The sequence below is a fragment of the Streptomyces sp. NPDC052396 genome, from assembly GCF_044593195.1.
Taxonomy (GTDB): domain Bacteria; phylum Actinomycetota; class Actinomycetes; order Streptomycetales; family Streptomycetaceae; genus Streptomyces.
On record NZ_JBIUAW010000005.1, the window covers coordinates 385,858 to 402,482 of the forward strand.

The 16,625-nt window shown below is 71.2% G+C and carries 18 protein-coding genes and 1 pseudogene; 5 read left to right on the plus strand and 14 right to left on the minus strand.

Annotated elements, in window-relative coordinates; translation table 11 throughout:
• Positions 1 to 324: 324 nt before the first annotated feature.
• From ACIHFE_RS15720 to ACIHFE_RS15735, 4 genes are all read right to left on the minus strand, one after another.
• On the minus strand, positions 325 to 690 hold the full coding sequence (locus tag ACIHFE_RS15720; protein WP_400106725.1) for a DNA-binding response regulator: 366 nt from the start codon (positions 688 to 690) through the stop codon (positions 325 to 327).
• 72 nt (positions 691 to 762) lie between these two features.
• Complete coding sequence (metG, locus tag ACIHFE_RS15725) at positions 763 to 2,475, minus strand: methionine--tRNA ligase (RefSeq protein WP_400106727.1); 1,713 nt, start codon at positions 2,473 to 2,475, stop codon at positions 763 to 765.
• A gap of 129 nt (positions 2,476 to 2,604) precedes the next feature.
• Entirely contained in the window at positions 2,605 to 2,853 is a 249-nt protein-coding gene (locus ACIHFE_RS15730) for a hypothetical protein (protein ID WP_400106729.1), read from the minus strand.
• Complete coding sequence (locus tag ACIHFE_RS15735) at positions 2,850 to 3,074, minus strand: hypothetical protein (RefSeq protein ID WP_400106731.1); 225 nt, start codon at positions 3,072 to 3,074, stop codon at positions 2,850 to 2,852. The genes ACIHFE_RS15730 and ACIHFE_RS15735 overlap by 4 nt, the downstream gene beginning before the upstream one ends.
• A gap of 482 nt (positions 3,075 to 3,556) precedes the next feature.
• Between ACIHFE_RS15735 and ACIHFE_RS15740 the strand changes: the two are divergent.
• Positions 3,557 to 3,808: pseudogene (locus tag ACIHFE_RS15740) on the plus strand (glycosyltransferase); the annotation flags it as partial.
• Positions 3,809 to 3,876: 68 nt separating this feature from the next.
• Here the strand turns inward: ACIHFE_RS15740 and ACIHFE_RS15745 are convergent.
• Genes ACIHFE_RS15745 through ACIHFE_RS15755 form a run of 3 tightly spaced genes read right to left on the minus strand, consistent with a single transcriptional unit; the run spans position 3,877 to position 4,912 of the window.
• Positions 3,877 to 4,170 (minus strand): hypothetical protein, encoded by a 294-nt coding sequence (locus ACIHFE_RS15745; RefSeq protein ID WP_400106732.1) that lies wholly within the window; start codon positions 4,168 to 4,170, stop codon positions 3,877 to 3,879.
• A 2-nt stretch (positions 4,171 to 4,172) separates the two neighbouring features.
• Positions 4,173 to 4,487 (minus strand): hypothetical protein, encoded by a 315-nt coding sequence (locus tag ACIHFE_RS15750; RefSeq protein ID WP_400106734.1) that lies wholly within the window; start codon positions 4,485 to 4,487, stop codon positions 4,173 to 4,175.
• Complete coding sequence (locus ACIHFE_RS15755; protein WP_400106736.1) at positions 4,484 to 4,912, minus strand: DUF6247 family protein; 429 nt, start codon at positions 4,910 to 4,912, stop codon at positions 4,484 to 4,486. Before ACIHFE_RS15755 ends, ACIHFE_RS15750 begins: the two co-directional genes overlap by 4 nt.
• A gap of 356 nt (positions 4,913 to 5,268) precedes the next feature.
• Here ACIHFE_RS15755 and ACIHFE_RS15760 point away from each other — a divergent pair, with 356 nt between their 5' ends.
• On the plus strand, positions 5,269 to 6,216 hold the full coding sequence (locus tag ACIHFE_RS15760; RefSeq protein WP_400106738.1) for a hypothetical protein: 948 nt from the start codon (positions 5,269 to 5,271) through the stop codon (positions 6,214 to 6,216).
• 68 nt (positions 6,217 to 6,284) lie between these two features.
• On the opposite strand, the gene ACIHFE_RS15765 is transcribed toward ACIHFE_RS15760, so the two are convergent.
• Positions 6,285 to 6,941: a TetR/AcrR family transcriptional regulator gene (locus ACIHFE_RS15765; protein ID WP_400106740.1), complete on the minus strand. Its 657-nt coding sequence runs from the start codon at positions 6,939 to 6,941 to the stop codon at positions 6,285 to 6,287.
• Positions 6,942 to 7,050: 109 nt separating this feature from the next.
• Between ACIHFE_RS15765 and ACIHFE_RS15770 the strand changes: the two genes are divergently transcribed.
• Positions 7,051 to 7,986: a zinc-binding dehydrogenase gene (locus ACIHFE_RS15770; protein WP_400106742.1), complete on the plus strand. Its 936-nt coding sequence runs from the start codon at positions 7,051 to 7,053 to the stop codon at positions 7,984 to 7,986.
• A 14-nt stretch (positions 7,987 to 8,000) separates the two neighbouring features.
• Here the strand turns inward: ACIHFE_RS15770 and ACIHFE_RS15775 are convergent, their stop codons facing one another.
• Positions 8,001 to 8,507 carry a carboxymuconolactone decarboxylase family protein gene (locus ACIHFE_RS15775; RefSeq protein WP_400106744.1) on the minus strand — a complete coding sequence of 169 codons (507 nt, stop codon included), beginning with the start codon at positions 8,505 to 8,507 and terminating at the stop codon, positions 8,001 to 8,003.
• 91 nt (positions 8,508 to 8,598) lie between these two features.
• Complete coding sequence (locus tag ACIHFE_RS15780; protein WP_400106745.1) at positions 8,599 to 9,438, minus strand: class I SAM-dependent methyltransferase; 840 nt, start codon at positions 9,436 to 9,438, stop codon at positions 8,599 to 8,601.
• Positions 9,439 to 9,567: 129 nt separating this feature from the next.
• Here ACIHFE_RS15780 and ACIHFE_RS15785 point away from each other — a divergent pair, with 129 nt between their 5' ends.
• On the plus strand, positions 9,568 to 10,113 hold the full coding sequence (locus tag ACIHFE_RS15785; protein ID WP_400106747.1) for a hypothetical protein: 546 nt from the start codon (positions 9,568 to 9,570) through the stop codon (positions 10,111 to 10,113).
• A gap of 41 nt (positions 10,114 to 10,154) precedes the next feature.
• On the opposite strand, the gene ACIHFE_RS15790 is transcribed toward ACIHFE_RS15785, so the two are convergent.
• Together ACIHFE_RS15790 and ACIHFE_RS15795 are read right to left on the minus strand one after the other, a co-directional pair.
• Positions 10,155 to 11,240, minus strand: coding sequence for a vWA domain-containing protein (locus ACIHFE_RS15790; RefSeq protein WP_400106749.1), 1,086 nt, complete (start codon positions 11,238 to 11,240; stop codon positions 10,155 to 10,157).
• A 123-nt stretch (positions 11,241 to 11,363) separates the two neighbouring features.
• On the minus strand, positions 11,364 to 12,809 hold the full coding sequence (locus ACIHFE_RS15795; protein WP_400106751.1) for a carotenoid oxygenase family protein: 1,446 nt from the start codon (positions 12,807 to 12,809) through the stop codon (positions 11,364 to 11,366).
• Between the two features lie 271 nt (positions 12,810 to 13,080).
• Between ACIHFE_RS15795 and ACIHFE_RS15800 the strand changes: the two genes are divergently transcribed.
• Complete coding sequence (locus tag ACIHFE_RS15800; RefSeq protein ID WP_400106753.1) at positions 13,081 to 14,277, plus strand: alpha/beta hydrolase; 1,197 nt, start codon at positions 13,081 to 13,083, stop codon at positions 14,275 to 14,277.
• 21 nt (positions 14,278 to 14,298) lie between these two features.
• On the opposite strand, the gene ACIHFE_RS15805 is transcribed toward ACIHFE_RS15800, so the two are convergent.
• Both ACIHFE_RS15805 and ACIHFE_RS15810 read right to left on the minus strand, forming a co-directional pair.
• On the minus strand, positions 14,299 to 15,375 hold the full coding sequence (locus ACIHFE_RS15805) for an alpha/beta hydrolase (protein WP_400106755.1): 1,077 nt from the start codon (positions 15,373 to 15,375) through the stop codon (positions 14,299 to 14,301).
• A 345-nt stretch (positions 15,376 to 15,720) separates the two neighbouring features.
• Positions 15,721 to 16,620 (minus strand): ScbA/BarX family gamma-butyrolactone biosynthesis protein, encoded by a 900-nt coding sequence (locus ACIHFE_RS15810; protein WP_400106757.1) that lies wholly within the window; start codon positions 16,618 to 16,620, stop codon positions 15,721 to 15,723.
• Between the last annotated feature and the right edge of the window lie 5 nt (positions 16,621 to 16,625).

The window sequence follows — 16,625 nt, forward strand, 5'->3', positions numbered from 1 at the left end:
CACTCCTGGGCTCCGCCCCGATGGCCCCCGGGTTCCCACCCGGGGGCCTTCGTATGCGCTCCTCCAGGGGTGCGGGGAACTGCGCGACCAGCGCAGGACGGCCCGCGCCTGGTCATGATGCCCGGCCCCGGGCCGGGTCGTGTTTCGGCTGCGGGCCGCCGTGGGCCGTTCGCGCAGTTCCCCGCGCCCCCAAGGGGGACGTCCCGCTTCGTTTTCGGGTGCGGGTCCGTCGTGGCTGGTCGCGCAGTTCCCCGCGCCCCTGACGGGGCCGTCGGTGGCTGGTCGCGCCCACGCGGCGGAGCCGCATATCGACTAGCACCGGAGTTAGACCAGGGCGCGCGGCAGGCGCAGCGGCGCCGGTGGGCAGCAGCCCGCGGCGGCGTGCACCGTACGGGACAGCCGGCGCGGCGTCACCCGTTCCCCCAGCAGCACCGACCGGACCCCGTACTCGGCGATGGCCATCAGCTCGGTCTCGCCCAGCTCCTGGGCCACGACCACCAACGGGGCCCAGCTCCGGCGGGCATGGCGGCTCAGGGCCTCCCCGTCGTGCCGTCCCAGCAGCAGGATGTCCACGGCCGCGCCCCCGCGCACCACGCGGATGTCGTCCAGGGTGCGCAGCTGACGCATCAGCCGGGCCCGCCCGACCTCGTCGGCGGCATAAACACTTACGGTGATTCGCTTGTCCAACACGGTCCAAAGACTGACGGACCGTGCTGAACGAACGATTGCCGATCGATCAACGCCCCCGTCGGGGGCGCCGCATCACGCCTCGGCCGAGCCGAACCGCTCCCGGTAGGACTCCAGGTCCTCCTCGGTGATCTTGGCGAAGAGCACCGGCGGCACGGTGAACGGGGTGCCCTCCGGGACGAAGGACAGCGAGCGCGCCTCGTCCTGGGTCACCCAGGTCGCGTTGTCGTCCGGCAGCTGGAAAGCGGCCCGCATCGCCGCCGCCGAGGCCGGGATGAACGGCTCGGAGACGATGGCGTAGAGGTGGATCAGGTTCATCGCGGTGCGCAGGGTCAGCGCCGCGCCGTCCGGGTTGGTCTTGATCTCCAGCCAGGGGGCCTTGGTCTCCAGGTAGGAGTTGCCCGCGCTCCACAGCGCGCGCAGGGCCTGCGCGGCCTTGCGGAACTGCAGTGCCTCCATGTGCTCCTGGTACTCCAGGAGCAGCCGGGCCACCTCCTCGCCCAGCTCCGCCTCGGCCGCACCGGCCTCCAGGCCCGCCGGGACATGGTCGCCGAAGCGCTTGCGGGAGAAGGACAGCACCCGGTTGACGAAGTTGCCCAGGGTGTCGGCCAGGTCCTTGTTGACCGAGGCGGCGAACAGCTCCCAGGTGAACGAGGTGTCGTCCGACTCCGGGGCGTTGGCCATCAGGAAGTAGCGCCAGTAGTCGGCGGGCAGCAGCTCCAGCGCGGCGTCGGTGAAGATGCCCCGCTTCTGCGAGGTGGAGAACTTGCCGCCGTAGTACGTCAGCCAGTTGAAGGCCTTGACGTAGTCGACCTTCTTCCAGGGCTCGCGGGTGCCCAGCTCGGTGGCCGGGAACATCACCGTGTGGAAGGGGACGTTGTCCTTGGCCATGAACTGGGTGTAGCGGACGTCCTCCGCCTCGTACCACCACGACTTCCAGTCGCGGCCGGCGGAGTCCTGGTCCGCCCATTCCTTGGTCGCCCCGATGTACTCCACCGGCGCGTCGAACCAGACGTAGAAGACCTTGCCCGCGGCGGCCAGTTCCGGCCAGGTGTCCGCCGGGACCGGGACGCCCCAGTCCAGGTCACGGGTGATGGCACGGTCGTGCAGGCCCTCGGTCAGCCACTTGCGGGCGATGGAGGAGGCCAGCACCGGCCAGTCCTTGCCGTGCTCGTCGATGAACGCCTCGACCTCGCCCTGGAGCTTGGACTGCAGCAGGAACAGGTGCTTGGTCTCCCGCACCTCCAGGTCGCTGCTGCCGCTGATCGCGGAGCGGGCGTCCACCAGGTCGGTGGGGTCCAGCACCCGGGTGCAGTTCTCGCACTGGTCGCCGCGCGCCTTGTCGTAGCCGCAGTGCGGGCAGGTGCCGACGATGTAGCGGTCGGGCAGGAAGCGCTCGTCGGCCAGCGAGTAGACCTGGCGGATGGCCCGCTCCTCGATGAAGCCGTTCTCCTTGAGCTTCCGGGCGAAGTGCTGGGTGATCTCCCGGTTCTCCGCGGAGGAGCTGCGCCCGAAGTAGTCGAAGGACAGGTTGAAGCCCTGGTAGATCGCCTTCTGCGCGTCATGCTGCTGGGCGCAGAAGACGTCCACCGCCAGGCCGGCTTCCTTGGCGGCCAGCTCGGCCGGGGTGCCGTGCTCGTCGGTGGCGCAGATGTAGAGCGTCTCGCGGCCGGTCTGGCGCAGGAAGCGTGCGTAGACGTCCGCCGGCAGCATTGACCCCACCATGTTGCCCAGGTGCTTGATCCCGTTGATGTACGGAAGGGCGCTGGTGATGAGGTGTCGAGCCATTGCGGCTGCTCCCTGGTCGCTGCTCGGATGGGGTGTGCCCATGGAATGACGGGCACCTTTAGCGTATCCGAGTACCTGGAAGCAGCCGCGCGGCGTGGGGCCTTACACCCGGCGGTGGCCAGCACCGGCTCAGAGCCGGTGCTGCTCGGTCATCCAGGCCCGCCAGGGCCGGGTGATGGTCTCCCGGTAGGTGTGGTGCGAGGGGTTGCGGCCCGCGTGCCGGAACGTCCACCGCTCGGCCGCCGAGAAGTCCTCCCCGGGCTCGGAGCCCGCGCCGCACACCGCGCACTGCATGGCGTAGACGACCGGCTCGGCGTCCGGCTCCCGGTCGGGCTGGAGCGTCCAGGTCCCGAACCGGAACACCCTGCGTGGGCTCACCGGCCCCACCCGCTCTCCCCGTCCTCGGCGGGCACGGTCGGACGGACGGCGGCGGGCGGGCAGTACCACTCGATGCCGCCCCTGGGTGGCCGTAGCTGTACGTAACCGGCGTGGGTGTCCATGACCTGGCCGAGGCGTCCGGTGCGGGTGTCGATGACATAGCTGCCGAGGGCGGGAAAGGCCGGTACGGCCTGGGCGCGCGGAGGAAATTCATCGTTCACGTTGTTATCGATGCCCACTTGGCGGCGACCTGATCTCCCTGTTGGTGAATACGGAGCGTAGACACTTCTTTGGGGGCCAAAGGGTCGCGAGGGGTGAGTGCGGGGTGGTTGTGGAGTGGTCAATTCCCGTGTTCTGTCGGGCGATTGTGCGACGGGGTTTCCTTTATGCGAATCATGATGGCCACGGCGGGATTCTGGGGCGATGTCGCTCCGTACACCGGTCTGGGCGCACGGTTGCGCGAGGCGCGGCATCAGGTCTCGAGGAGCTGGTGTGCGGCGCCGGCTTCGCGTTCCGGCCGCTGCCGGGTGATCCACGGGAGTTGATCAGGGTGCGCACCGCACCGGTCTCCGAGGCGGAGAAGCGGCGGGCCACCGCGGAGTTCGTGGGTGGCCTGGGCGAGGGCCTGGTCCGGGCCGCCGGGCAGGGCGCGGATGTGATCCTCAGCTGCCTGGGACAGGCCCCGCTCAGTTGCCTGGTGGCCGAGGCGGTGCGCCGGGCCGGGGTCCGGGCCGTCGTCCAGTCCGGCTGGGCCGAACTGGCCGCCGATGGAGCGGACTTGCTCACCATCGGGGATGTCCCGCATCACTGGCTCTTCCCCCGGGGCGCCGCGGTGGCGCACCACATGGGGGCGGGCACCACCGCCGCCGGTCTGCGCGCGGGACGGCCGACCGTGCCCGTGCCGGTCCTGGCCGACCAGCCGTTCTGGGCCGCCCGGGTACACGCCCTGGGCGCGGGCCGGGTGCTGCGGCGAGTGGAGGGGCTGGTTTAGCGGCTCTCCGGACTCGCCGGACGCCCGGTCCGTCAGTACAACTGCACGCGCGTGATCACGCAGTACGGCTCCTCGGCATCGGCCACCATGACGTACTCGGCGATGCCCAGCGCGCCGCCGGCGCCCAGTGGCAGGCGCCGTTGCGCGGGCCATCGGTCGGACGCCGTGCTGCCAGGCACGTCGTCCTTGCACTCGTTGATGGCCACGGTCGCCGCGATGACCGCGCTGAAGACGTCTGCAGGAAGGGCGACGTCCGACAGCAATTCGGCGACCTCGTCGGACAGCAGGCAGGTCCAGCCGTCGGGGGTGTCCTCGGTTTCACTCAACTTCACTCAACGGGAAGCCCTCGCGCCTTTCGGAGGGCGATGACTTCCTCCACCGTTGTGGTGGACAGGGTGCCGTTCAGCGCCTCCTGGGTAAGGCGGTCGCCTGCCGGGTCGCTGTCGAGCATTGCCTCGCACCACCATCGCTTGAGCACGGCTTCCGCTTCTTCCGGCGCTGCCATGCCGAGCTGCCGGTAAAACTCCATGCGGCGTGCGCCCTGGAGGGCGGCGGCGATCCCGTCCGCGTTGCGAGGCACCCGGTTATGACTGCCAGGAGCCTGGTCTCGGGGGTCGTGCGAGTGGACTGGCTGTGCGCTCATGCTCGCGTCCTTCCCTTCCCGCGCACCTGGCGGGACTTCGTGCATGTGACGGTGTGACCCTCCGGCTCGATGCCGGCCTCGATAAACGCGGCATCGTAGATGCGGCCGATCTCCGCCACCATCTCGCGAATCGTGGCGAAGTCATCGCTCTCCGCGACGAGGGCTTCCAGCTCACGCAAGCGCGCGGCGCGACTCGGGTAGCGCTCGATGGCCACATACACCGCCCATTGCCCCACGAAGCGGCGCAGCGGGGCCGAATTCAGGGTCTCGCGAGCCTCCCGCACCGCCTCCGCTCGCTCGGTGTCGAACATCGGCAGGGCTGCCGGAGCCAACTGCGCCAGGGCGGCACGCAGGTCTTCGGGGGTGCTTGCGGGTTGGGGGACGGGGGCGAACCGATCACCCATGTTGGCTGCGGTGTTTCCCATGCCGCCTTCTCTCCGGTCGGCTTGCTGTCCGGAGATCGACCGTAGACACATGGCCGCTTCTCAGGCAAGCGATCCCCAAAGCTGCGGCGGCGGTGTGTTGAGCCGGTCCGGACCGCCCGCGCTCCGAGCCCCCACCCCCGAGCCGCCTATCTATGGAATGGGTGGGTTGCCCAACCCGCCCACCCACCCTGTCGCCACCCAACTCCCGTCCCATGGACCGGAAATGACCGTTCGTGACCGGCTTGCGACGCACCGTGGCGAGCCTCTAGCGTGCGCGGCAGCACAGCAAAACGACCCCGGCCGGGTGTTAACGCCACCCAACCGGGGTCTGACCGACAAGATCAGGAGACGATCTCGTGGCTGCCCAAGACTTTAGCTCCGCCCTGCCCGCCCCCGCACCCACCATGGCCAACCCCGGCTACGGCAAGCGGAACGCACCCGGGCAATCCCCGCGCACCCGGCGGGACTTCGTACATCTGCCCGCCCGGGAGGCGGCCCTCGCGGCGCTGGTCGACCGGCTGCCGGAGGGTGCCGCGATGGACGCCAAGACGCTGGCCACGCTCAGCCCGGTGTACGGGCAGGCGGCCTGCCGCACCGCGCTGAAGCGGCTCAGCGAGGCGGGGCACGTCCGCCGGATCACGGAGCACCTCGCCATCGACGGCGGCCGCCGCTGGGTGACCCGGACGTACTTCTCCCGTACCGCCCGCTCGGACGCCTGGTGGGAGCGGTTCCTCGGCGGCGGGGTGGAGACGGAAGCGGACGCGGCAGACGTGCGCCCCACCGAGCGCCCCGAGCGCCCCGCACGCCCCGAAGGCCCCGCACGCTCCCGCGCCTACGCCGCGCTCGCCGCCCTGAGCCGCGCCGATCTCCGGCTGACCCTCTCCGCCGCCGAGTGCGCGGCCCTGGAGCCGCTGGCCGCCGAGTGGCTGGCACGCGGCGCCGACGAGGCCCTGCTGGCCGCCGTCCTCACCGCCGGGCTCCCGGACCGGGTGCACTGCGCGGGTGCGCTGGTCCGCAGGCGTCTGACCGACAAGATGCCACCCGAACTCCCGGCCCCCCGGCAGCCGTTGCTCCGGATCATGGAGTGCGCGCTGTGCGGCGTACCGGGCCGCCCGGACGCCCTGCCGGGCGGGCTGTGCCGCGACTGCCGGGGCGAGGTGCCCCGCCCGCAGTCGCCGGGCGCCCTGGCCCCGGACCAGGTGCGCCGACGGATCGCCGAGCTACGGGCCGGAGTGCGCGCCGGGTCGGTGCCCCGTAAGGGGCGCGGGGAACTGCGCGACCAGCCACCAACGGCCCGCACCTGAAAGACACCCCGACCGGCCATAGCGCGGCCCCAGGTCCGTCGGACACAACCCAGGCGCGGCGGGCCCGGTCAGCCGTGGGCGACCGCCCGTACCGTCAGCACCCCCGGCACCGCCGCGAACGCCTCCCGCATCCGCGCCGCCAGTTCCTCGCGGCCGGGCTCGTCCGGCTGGGTCGTCCAGGCGGCCAGGGCGCAGTGGAAGCCGGCGATCAGCAGGTCCATGGCCAGCCGGGGTCGGAGGTCGTCCCCGTCGAAGGCGAGGCGGTGGTGCAGCAGCTCCACCGCCTCCAGGGTGGCGCGCCGGCAGAAGTGCAGGTCGTGCGCCTCCATCGAGGGTGTGCGCTCGGCGAGTTGACGGCTGAGCCGGACCCGCTGGGACCACCCCGGCGCGGTCATCCGCTCCAGTGCGGCGAACAGGGCCTGCTCCAGCAGCTCCAGCAGCGGTCCGCCGTCCGGCTCGCGGGTGCGCAGGTCGTCCAGGAAGGCCAGCCAGAGGTCCTGGAGCGGTGCACTGGCCACATCCTCCTTGCCGGTGAAGGTGCGGAAGAAGGTCCGCTTGGAGACCTCCACCGCCGCACAGAGTTCGTCCAGCGTCACCTGGTCGAAGCCGCGCTCGGTGAACAGCCGCAGTGCCGTGTCGATCAGCGCCTGCCGGGTGCGCTGCTTCTTGCGCTCGCGCAGCGGGAGGCCGGGGTCGGGGATGTGCGGGGGCAGCGCGGTGCTCATGAGCCGAGCGTAACAGGGGTGCGAATGCCACTTGCAGGCTTGTGCCACTCAGTGGCATAAATGATCTCGTTTATGCTCCACCCCTCAACTCACCGAAGGGCATGCCGATATGCGTGCGCTGCTCACCGACCCCGCCGCCGGGCCCGCCGGTCTCCGCCTCGGCGAGGCCCCCGATCCCCAGCCGGCCCCGCACCAGGCGCTGGTGCGCGTCACCGCCAGCTCCCTCAACTACGGCGAGGTCCGCTTCGCCATACCCGGCGCGGCCCCGGGCACCGTCCTCGGCTGGGATGCCGCCGGGTATATCGAGCGAGCCGCCGCCGATGGCTCCGGACCGGCGGTGGGCACGCCCGTGGTCACCTTGGGCGCCGACGGCGCCTGGGCCCAACTGCGCGCCGTCGACACGGAGATGATCGGCATCGTGCCGGCGGGCGCGGACCTGGGAGCGATCAGCACCGTGCCGGTCGCGGGCGCCAGCGCGCTGCGGGCGCTGCACCGGGTGGGCCCGCTGCTGGGGCGCCGGATCCTGGTCACCGGCGCCACCGGCGGCGTCGGCCGCTATGCGGTCCAGCTGGCACGCATGGGCGGGGCGCGGGTCATCGCTTCGACGGGGGATCCCGCCGCCCATGGGGACGGCCTGCGCGCCCTGGGCGCCCACCAGGTGATCGCCGGCCCGGCGGAGCTGGACGAGCCGGTGCACGGCGTACTGGACATGGTGGGCGGCCCCCAACTGGTGGACGCCTACGCCGCCTTGGCCCCGTCCGGCACCCTGGTCGCGGTGGGCCACTCCGCGCACCAGGACGAGAACTTCCCCTATGGCGCCCTGTTCGGGGACGCCGCCCGTCATGACCGTTCCCTGGTCACCTTCTACCTGCTGGGGGTGGGCGGCGGCCTGGCAGACGACCTGACCTGGCTGGCGGCGCGGGTGGCCGCCGGCGACCTGGACGCGCAGATCTCCTGGCGGGGCGGCTGGGACCGGGCGGACGAGGCGATGGCGGCCCTGCTGGAGCGGCGCCTGCACGGCAAGGCGGTGCTGGAGGTGGCCTGAGCCCCGCAACCGCCTTACGCCCAGGGGTCGGTGAACGCCCGTCCGGGGACCGGCTTGGCGATCAGGGCGATCGGGATGAAGAAGCCCACCTGCCCGATGGCCAGGGTCAAGGTGGTCAGCGCCTTGTCGTCATAGTGCTCGGACACCTCGGCGTAGAGCTCGTCGGACACCCGCTCACCGTGCGCGGACGGCTGGAGCACGGCCTCCACCAGGGCCAGCGCGGCCCGCTCGGCGCTGTTGAAATACGGCGAGTCCGCCCAGGCCGCCACCGAGGCGATCCGCTCCTCCGACTCCCCGGCCTTGCGCAGGAATCCGGTGTGCAGAACGGTCAGATAGGTGCTGCCGACGATCTGCCCGGCGCGCAGCTGCACCAGGCTGATGGTGCTCCTCGGCACCGTCCGGTTCCCGGTGGCCCGGAACAGCGCCGCCGACACCTCCGCCAGTTCGGGAACGAGCTCCTGCGGGTCCTGGGCCAGGCGCGGACGGAGCGGAATCTCGGCGGTGATCGAACGTGCTTCCATGGTTTCGTTCCCTATCCCGTTGGCTTCGCGTTGCTTTCACTGCCCTGACGGATCGCGGCGAGGAAATGTGACAGCGGTCCGTGAACACGGCCTAAGCCGGCCGGTCCGCGGACCGGAACGCGAAGCGCAACAGGCGCTCCATGTCGCGCACCACCGGCATCAGGCTGATCGCACGAGCGCTCAGCCTCGCCGGCCACGCCAGCCGCTCGATGCGGGGGAGTTCCACGCTGCGTACCGCGTCCAGACAGCGCAGGCCCGGGGCGAGGGCCTCGAGTTCGCGGGGGTCGCCGACGCCCCAGCGGAACGTCGCCCCGGTGCGGCGCAGCGCCGGGACCAGCCGGGCCGCCTTCAGAGCGACCGGGTTGTAGACGTCGAAGAGCAACTGCCCGCTGGGGAACCGGTCCACCAGGCGCCGCACCAGCCGCTTGCCCTCCTCGGGGGGCAGATAGGGCGTCAGGCCCTCGAAGACGGCCACCGTCGGCCGGTCGGCGGGGACTTCGGCCAGCCAGGCATCGTCGGTGACCGAGGCGGCGAGGGTGCGGTAGTCCCCGGTGGGGCGGGTCAGCAGACGCTCGCGGATGGCGAGGACCTCGGGGAGGTCCACCTCGACCCAGCGGACGGTGGACAGGTGGGTGACCCGGTGCACCCGGGCGTCCAGGCCGCAGGCCAGGTGCAGCACGGTGGCCTCGCGGTGGGTGAGCAGGAACTCCCGGGTCCAGTCGTCGAGTTGACGGGCGCGCAGGGCGATGCCGGTGGCGGTGAGGGGCCCCAGGCCCGCCCGGCGGAAGTCATAGTCGATCCGGGGCACCACCGCGGCCGCTTCGGTGTCGCCCAGGACGGGGGCGGGGGAGCGGCTGTCCAGGGCGCGGGCGTAGAGCGTGAAGAGCATGGTTTCCGGGACGCCGTGCAGGGTGATCTTCTCGCGGTCCATGGTGGTCGGTCCCTTCCCATCGCCGTGCCCGTCTCCAACCTAACGCCGAGACCGGTTCCGCCGAGCGGTGGAGCGGGACGGTCCTACGGGGCGAGGAAACGGCCATGGGCCGGCGGCAGGATCAATGTCATGACCACCACCGCCACCGCATCCCGCTGGGCCGTCCGCGCCGCCCATCTGCCGCCGCTGCTCACCCTGCCGTCAGGGCTATGGCGCCTGTCCCTGGTCTGCGGTTTCTCCGGCGGCTACACCCCGGAGGGCCTGGACCGGCTGGGCGTCACCGGGTGGGGCGCGGCCTGGCTGATCACCCTGAGCGTGCTCAGCGAGGCGGCCGCGCTGCTGACGCTGGGCCTGGTCCGGCCCTGGGGCGAGGTGCTGCCGAGGTGGCTGGGCGGACGGCGGGTACGGCCGTTGACGGCCGTGATCGCGGCGGGTACGGGATGCGTGGCGCTGCTCGGGCTGTGGACCCCGTTCCTGTTCTGGTGGCAATTCCCCGAGTCGGGCATGACGCACACCGGCCACACCGTGGTCGGCTTCCTCTATCTGCCGATGGTGCTGTGGGCGCCGGTGCTGGGGGTGCTGACGGTGGCGTACTGGCGGCGGAAGCGGGGGGCCTCGGAGGTTGGCGGCATGGCGCAGGCCGCCCCCACCATGCACGGGGCGGCCTGCGGGTGAGCGGGTAACTCCCGCGCGGCAGGGCGGAACCACCGCCGGACCTACCGCCCGCGGATGATCCCGGCCGCGCGGGCCTCGCTGAGCCAGGCCGGGAACTCGGCCGTCAGCTCCTGGTAGAGCCGGTCGTCGGCGAGGGTGTGCGGGTCCCGGCCGGCGTGGAAGAAACCGGCGTTGTCCACCGCGCGCCGCTCGGGCACCGGCAGGGCCTCCAGGGAGCGCAGGAAGTCGAAGCCCTTGCTGCCGGGTTCGCCGAAAGCCACGAACTGCCAGAAGATCGGCAGGCCGGCCGCCTCGCACAGCACCCGCTCGGCCTGGGCCTTGCTGATCGGTCCGCCGTCGGTCTGGAAGACCACAAAGGCGGGGTCGGTGGCGCCGCAGTCGCGGTAGTGGTCGATGACCGCCCGCATGGCGGCCGCGTAGTTGGTGCGCCCCATGTGCCCATAGGACTCATGGAGGTGCTGGATGCGGCCGGCGTAGTTGGTGAGGTCCAGGTCGGCGATGCCGTCGACCTCGGTGGAGAAGAAGACGACGGGGACGGTGCCGTCGTCGTCGAGGTTGGCGGACAGGCCCAGCACCTGCTCGGCCAGGTGCTGGACGCTGCCGTTCTTGTAGTACTCCCGCATGGAGCCGGACCGGTCCAGCACCAGGTAGACCGCGGCCCGCTGCCCGGCCAGTCCCTGCTTGTGGAGGGAGACGCCGGCCGTTTTGTAGAGGCTGACCAGGCCGGGGGCGGCCTGCCGTACCTTCTCCAGGCTGATGGCCGCGCCGGCCGGGGCGGGCTCGGTCTCGGGCTCCGGGACCGGGGAGGGCTCGGGGATCGGGCTGGGGCCGTCCGGTTCGGGCACGGGCTGGGGCTCCGGCATCGGACGCGGCCGGGGTTCGGGCTCGGGCACCGGCTCGCCGGGTGCCGGGCTGGGGGTGGGCTCCAGCGGTCCGGGGTCGGGGACGCGGTCGCCGGCGGGCTGGGCGGGCACAGAAGCGGGGGCCGAGGCGGGGGCCGGGGCAGGGGCCGGGGCGGTTGGGGCAGTTGGGGAAGCCGCGCTCTGCTGGGGCAGATTGGGTTCCTGCTGTTCGTCCGCCGTCCTGGCCCGGCCGAACGCGTTCCGCAGCAGGCTGCGAATGCCCATGAGGATTCCTTGTCTGTGGAGCGTGAAAAGCGTGGAAGTTTGATAGTTGATGGGCGAAATGCCCGTTGTGATGTGCAGGCTATCGCTAACGCTCCGTCAGGTACATGCCCTGCCCGACCCGTGTTATGGCTGCTGGGCCTGGTCCGGGATCCAGTTGCCATGGGCGCCCACCGGCACCCGCACTGGCAGATGGATCCGGGCCACCGGCCCGGCCGTGAAGTCCTGGGCGGCCAGCACCACCAGATCGGTGGCGGCCCGCCGGGGATCATAGGCATAGGCCAGCACCCAGCCCTCGTCCTCGGCCGCGTCCGGCCCGGCCGGGACGAAGACGCCCTCGCCGATGTCACCGCCGGGCGGCACCGGGAACTCCTCGGCGGTGCCGCGCCACAGGTCGTACTTGAGCAGGCCGGTGCCGAAGCCGATGCGTTCCTCGCCGCCCGGCTCGCTCTGCCGCACCGCGTAGCCGAAGCGGTGCGGCAGGGTGAGCCGGCGCGGGTCCACCCGCGGGAACTCCACCGGGCGTTCGTCCAGCACCTGGCGCCGTACCGTCCCGGCGGCCGGCTCCACCGTCCACCGCTCCAGCCGGGCCGGCTGCCGGAACGGGGCCGGCCGGTCGAGGTCGAAGAAGCGGTCGTAGCGGATCAGATGGACGGTGATCACCCCGTCCTGCTCATGGGCGTTCATGGCGTGGAAGACAAAGCAGGGCTCGATCTCCAGCCAGCGCACCTCGGCCGCCGTGCCCTCGCGCGGCAGCAGGCCCAGCCGGGCCGGGCGCGCCGGGTCCCAGCGGAAGGCCGGCGGCGAACCCCAGCGGGTGGCGAAGGCCACCGGCAGGTCGTAGAGCAGCACATGGTGCCGGGTGAGCGAGAAGTCGTGCATCATCGGCCGCCCCTCGACCGGGATCTCCACACAGCGGCGCACACAGCCGTCGGTGGCGGCCACCAGGTACTGCACATAGCTCCAGGCCGGGCAGTAGGCGACCGTGTGCAGCTCGCCGGAGGCCGGGTCGATCACGGTGTGCGCGGCCAGCCCGCCGGGCAGGGTGCCATGGAAGTCGAAGGGGCCGACCGTATAGAGGTCGGGGTCCAGCTCATAGGGCAGCGAGCCGCCCTCGACCAGGGCCAGCAGATGCCCGGCGAACTCCTGGACATGGGTGTTGGGCGCGAAGTCCATGTCCAGGTGGCGCGGCCCGTGCAGCACCTTCTCGCCCAGGTGTCGGGCCACATCGTCCGAGCGCACCCAGCGGTTGCGGTACCAGGCGGCCCGGCCGTCGCGCAGCCGTACCCCGTGCACCATGCCCTCGCCGCCGAACCAGAAGTGGCCGGCCGGGTCCTCCACGCTCAGCGGGTTGGGGCCGTTGCGCAGATAGCGGCCGCGCAGCGCGTCCGGGACACGGCCGGTGACCGGCAGGTCCACGGCGGTGATCTCCTCCCGGGCCGGGGCGAACAGCCCGCTGAGCCAGGGGTTTCCCGTCTTGCCCCGGCCGTCCGTGTCGTGGACGTCCGTGTCGTGGACGTCCGTGCCCTGGCTGTCCGTACCGTGGCCGTCCCTGCCGTGGTGGTCGGTCATCCCGCTCGCCGCCTTCGCCATGCCCCGGCCCGCCCCGTGCGGCCGTGTCACCACCATCCGGCGGAAGGCCGTGTTCGACCAGACCCGGCGCCCGGTGGTCGTTTCCGGGCGGGGAACTGTGGGACAAGCCCAGGAAGCGGGCAGGCCAAGAGCCGGGGAAGAAAAGAAAGCAGGGCAACCCTGGCCACCTGTTCCCGCCTCTTATCCGGTGAACCGGACCGTTCAGCCGAACGTGAGTGCCCACCGTGAGGTGGCAGGGAGTGAGAAACACATGGGCCTGACCAGCAGGTCACTGGTGTACACGGTGGGCTTCGCCGCCGTGTTGTGTGTGGCACTCATGGTGTGGGTGTGGCCGCGCCTGGCCAGGCGCAACCTGCTCTCGGTGTTCGGACGGCTGGGTGCCATCCTGCTCACCCAGCTGATGATCATCACCACCGTGCTGCTCGCGGTCAACTCCAGCCTGGGCTTCTTCGGCACCTGGGACCAGCTGCTGGGCCGGGTGGACAAGGCACCGGTCAATGTCTACGAACAGGTGCCGGCCAACGGCCCGGCGGCCATGGTGCAGGAGTCCAAGGACGGCCTGGTCCAGCCGACCGGTGACGAGGGCCTGAGCCATGTCGGCGGGATCCCGCGCGGCCCGGAGGACCGGACCGGCCGGGTGGACTCGGTGCGCATCGTGGGCCGCCGCTCCCAGGCGATCAACCCGGCCTATGTCTATCTGCCCCCGCAGTACTTCCAGCCGCAGTACCGGCGGGCCCGCTTCCCGGTGATGGTGGTCATCAGCGGCTACCCCGGCGGCCGCAAGAGCGTGGCCCAGCATCTGAAGGTGCCGGAGACCGCCGCCAAGCTGCTGGCGGACCACAAGATGCAGCCCACCATCGTGGTGATGCTCTCCCCGACCATCGCCCAGCCCCGGGACACCGAGTGCGTGGACGTCCCCGGCGGCCCGCAGGCCGAGACCTTCTTCACCAAGGACCTGCCGGAGGCGCTGCGCAGCGCCTACCGGGTGGGCCATGACGCCACCGCCTGGGGCGTCATGGGCTACTCCTCCGGCGGCACCTGCTCGCTGGAGCTGGCCATGCGCGCGCCCGAGGTCTACCCGGTGGCCGCCTCGCTGTCCGGCGACTACAAGCTGGACAACGACATCGCCACCGGCAACCTCTTCGGCTCCGGCGAGCAGGGCAAGCAGAACAAGCGGGAGCACGACCTGATGTGGCGGCTGGAGAACAAGCCGGTGCCCCGGGTCTCGGTGCTGGTCACCACCAGCCGCAGGGGCGAGAAGAACTATGACGCCACCGAGAAGTTCCTCAAGGCGGTCAAGGGCCCCATGAAGGCGGCGACCATCATCCTCCCGGAGGGCAGCCACCACTTCACCACCTGGCGGCGGGAGATCGCCCCGGTGATGCAGTGGACGAGCGAGCAGCTCACCTTCCCGCAGGATGTGCAGGACCTGCCCAAGAAGAAGTAGCGCCCGGGCGGGGGCGGTGGCTCAGCCCGCCGGGGGTCCGCCCGGCAGCTGCTCCGCGAGCCAGGCGAAGGCCGCGGGGTAAAGGGTGACCCAGGTGCGGTAGTTGTGCCCGCCCCGGTCCAGCAGCATGGTGCGCAGCCGCACCGCGCTGCCCACCGCCTCCCGCTGGAAATCCTCGATATAGCGGGGCGGGCTGTCCCGGTCCTGCCGCGAAGTGGCCATAAACAAAGCCACCTCGGCATGGGTGTGCCGCACCAGCCAGATGGGGCTGTTGCGCCTGCGTGCCTCCTGGTCGGTGATCGCCCCGCCGTCCCCGTTGAGCGGATCGGGATCCAGCGCCGCCCCGGCGCCGAACACTTTGGGGTATTGCAGCGGCAACTTGGCCGCACAGAATCCACCGGTGGAAATCCCCAGTGTCGCCCAGGATTTGGGGCCGCTGGCAGTGCGGAAATGATGCCGCACCAGTTCCGGGACATCGGAGGCGAGCCAAGTGGCGACCTTGCGACCGCGAATATCCGAGCAATCGGTGTCCACTCCACCGGGGTTGATGATCGGCACCGCCAGGATGAACGGGCGGGTGGTGCCGGCCCGCAGCAACTTGCGGTAGGAGCCCGGCATCTTGCCCTGCTCCAGCCAGGACTGCGGGGACCCCGGCACCCCGTGCAGCAGCATCACCACCGGGAAGCCGGTCTTGCGGTAGCGCGGGTCGTCGTACTGCGGCGGGGTCCAGACCATCACCTGTCCGGAGAGCGAGGAGCGCATCCCGTGGAAGTAGGTCTCGCGCAGCCCGTTGTCACCCCGGGTGAACTTGGCGCGCTGGGCCGGCGGGCCCGGCATGGACACCGGCCCGGCGGTGTCCCCGTCCCGGCCGAAGAGGTCCTCCCAGGAGGCGTAGAGCCCATAGCTGGTGTTGATCCACACCGCCACCACGCAGATCGCGGTGACCTGGCACAGCCCGATCAGCAACACCCTCCCCAGCCAGCGCAGCGGCCGGGGGCCGGGAATCCTCGCCCAGAGCAGCAGCGTGGCCAGGACGGCCAGCACGGTCACCGCGACGAGCAGGGCGAAGAACGCGGTGCCGGTGAGACTGAGAGTCACGGGCCGACCATAACGAGAGAGAGCGGAAGCGTCGGCGGTATTGCGCCATGAGAACCCGGACGGGCCGTCATCCGGTCAAATTCCCCCGGCTTCATGCCATAGGCCAATCAACCTCAAGTCAAGCTCAGACTTTCGATCGGTCCGTAGTGTCACCACCTGATCGCGGGTAGTTTCCAGGCCGGGCAGTCCGAGCCCTGGGATGTCGTCCGGGAGAGACGTGATGGAATCCATGTCGCGCAAGGAGAGAAAGACAGTTGTCGTTCTGACCCTCATTGTGATCGCGATTGTCTGTTACTTGATCGGAAATATTCACCCCTAAGGGCCCGCAAGGAGAGTGCCCAGGCCCTATTCGGAACGGCGCATCGAGGTAATCGCGCAGGAGAACAGCAACTCCCCGTCCTGGTGGCCGGTGACGCGCGTGTCGCAGGCCCCGGAGGCGTCCGCCGGGCCCCGCTCGGCCTCGATCCAGCATGGGCTGCTCAGTTCGGCATAGCGGCGGAAGCTGCTGCTGAGTGTCACCGGGCAGAGCGGGGCCGCCGGCTCCAGGGCGAGCACCGCCTGGCGGGCGGCCTCCAGCAGCACCATGCCGGGGATGTGGTCGACCGGGTGGTCGAAGAGGATCGGGTGCCGGACGTCCGCGCGCAGCCGCCAGCGGCCGGGCGCCGCGGCCTCCGCCGGCGAGAGCACCACATCGAAGGCCGAGGCCCGGCCCACATGGTGGGGGTAGACCGGAGAACCCAGATCGGCCGGCGGCCGGTCCCGCCGGGCGCCGCGCAGCCGCCGGTAGACCCGGGGCGAGGTGCAGCTGAGCGAGGCGCTGCCGGTGGCGGCCACCGCGCCGTCCCGGCGGATCACCACGTCATAGCGCATTCCGGCGAGGGAGTCGCCGTGCCACCGCAGCTCCGAGCAGTCCACCAGCAGCTCCAGCTCGGCCGGCGTCCAGCCGACCGCCAGATGTTCCGGGTGGCTGCGGTAGTCCAGGTGCCACATCACAAACTGGTGGTCCAGCGGCACCCCGAACTCCGCGTGCGAGAGCAGCGAGCCGATCTGCCGCACCGTCTCGGCTATCAGCATCGGATCGTGCTGGGTGCCCAGCACCGGGGTGAAGAAGCTGTGCCCGCGCGGCCATTGGGCGCGCACCGCGAAGCGGGTGTCCCCCAGCCGTCTCCAGCCGGTCAGCAACACCTCGGCCACGGCGGCCCGGTGGACGAACTCCCGGGGCACGGTGGTGGTCAGCCTCGGCATCGGTA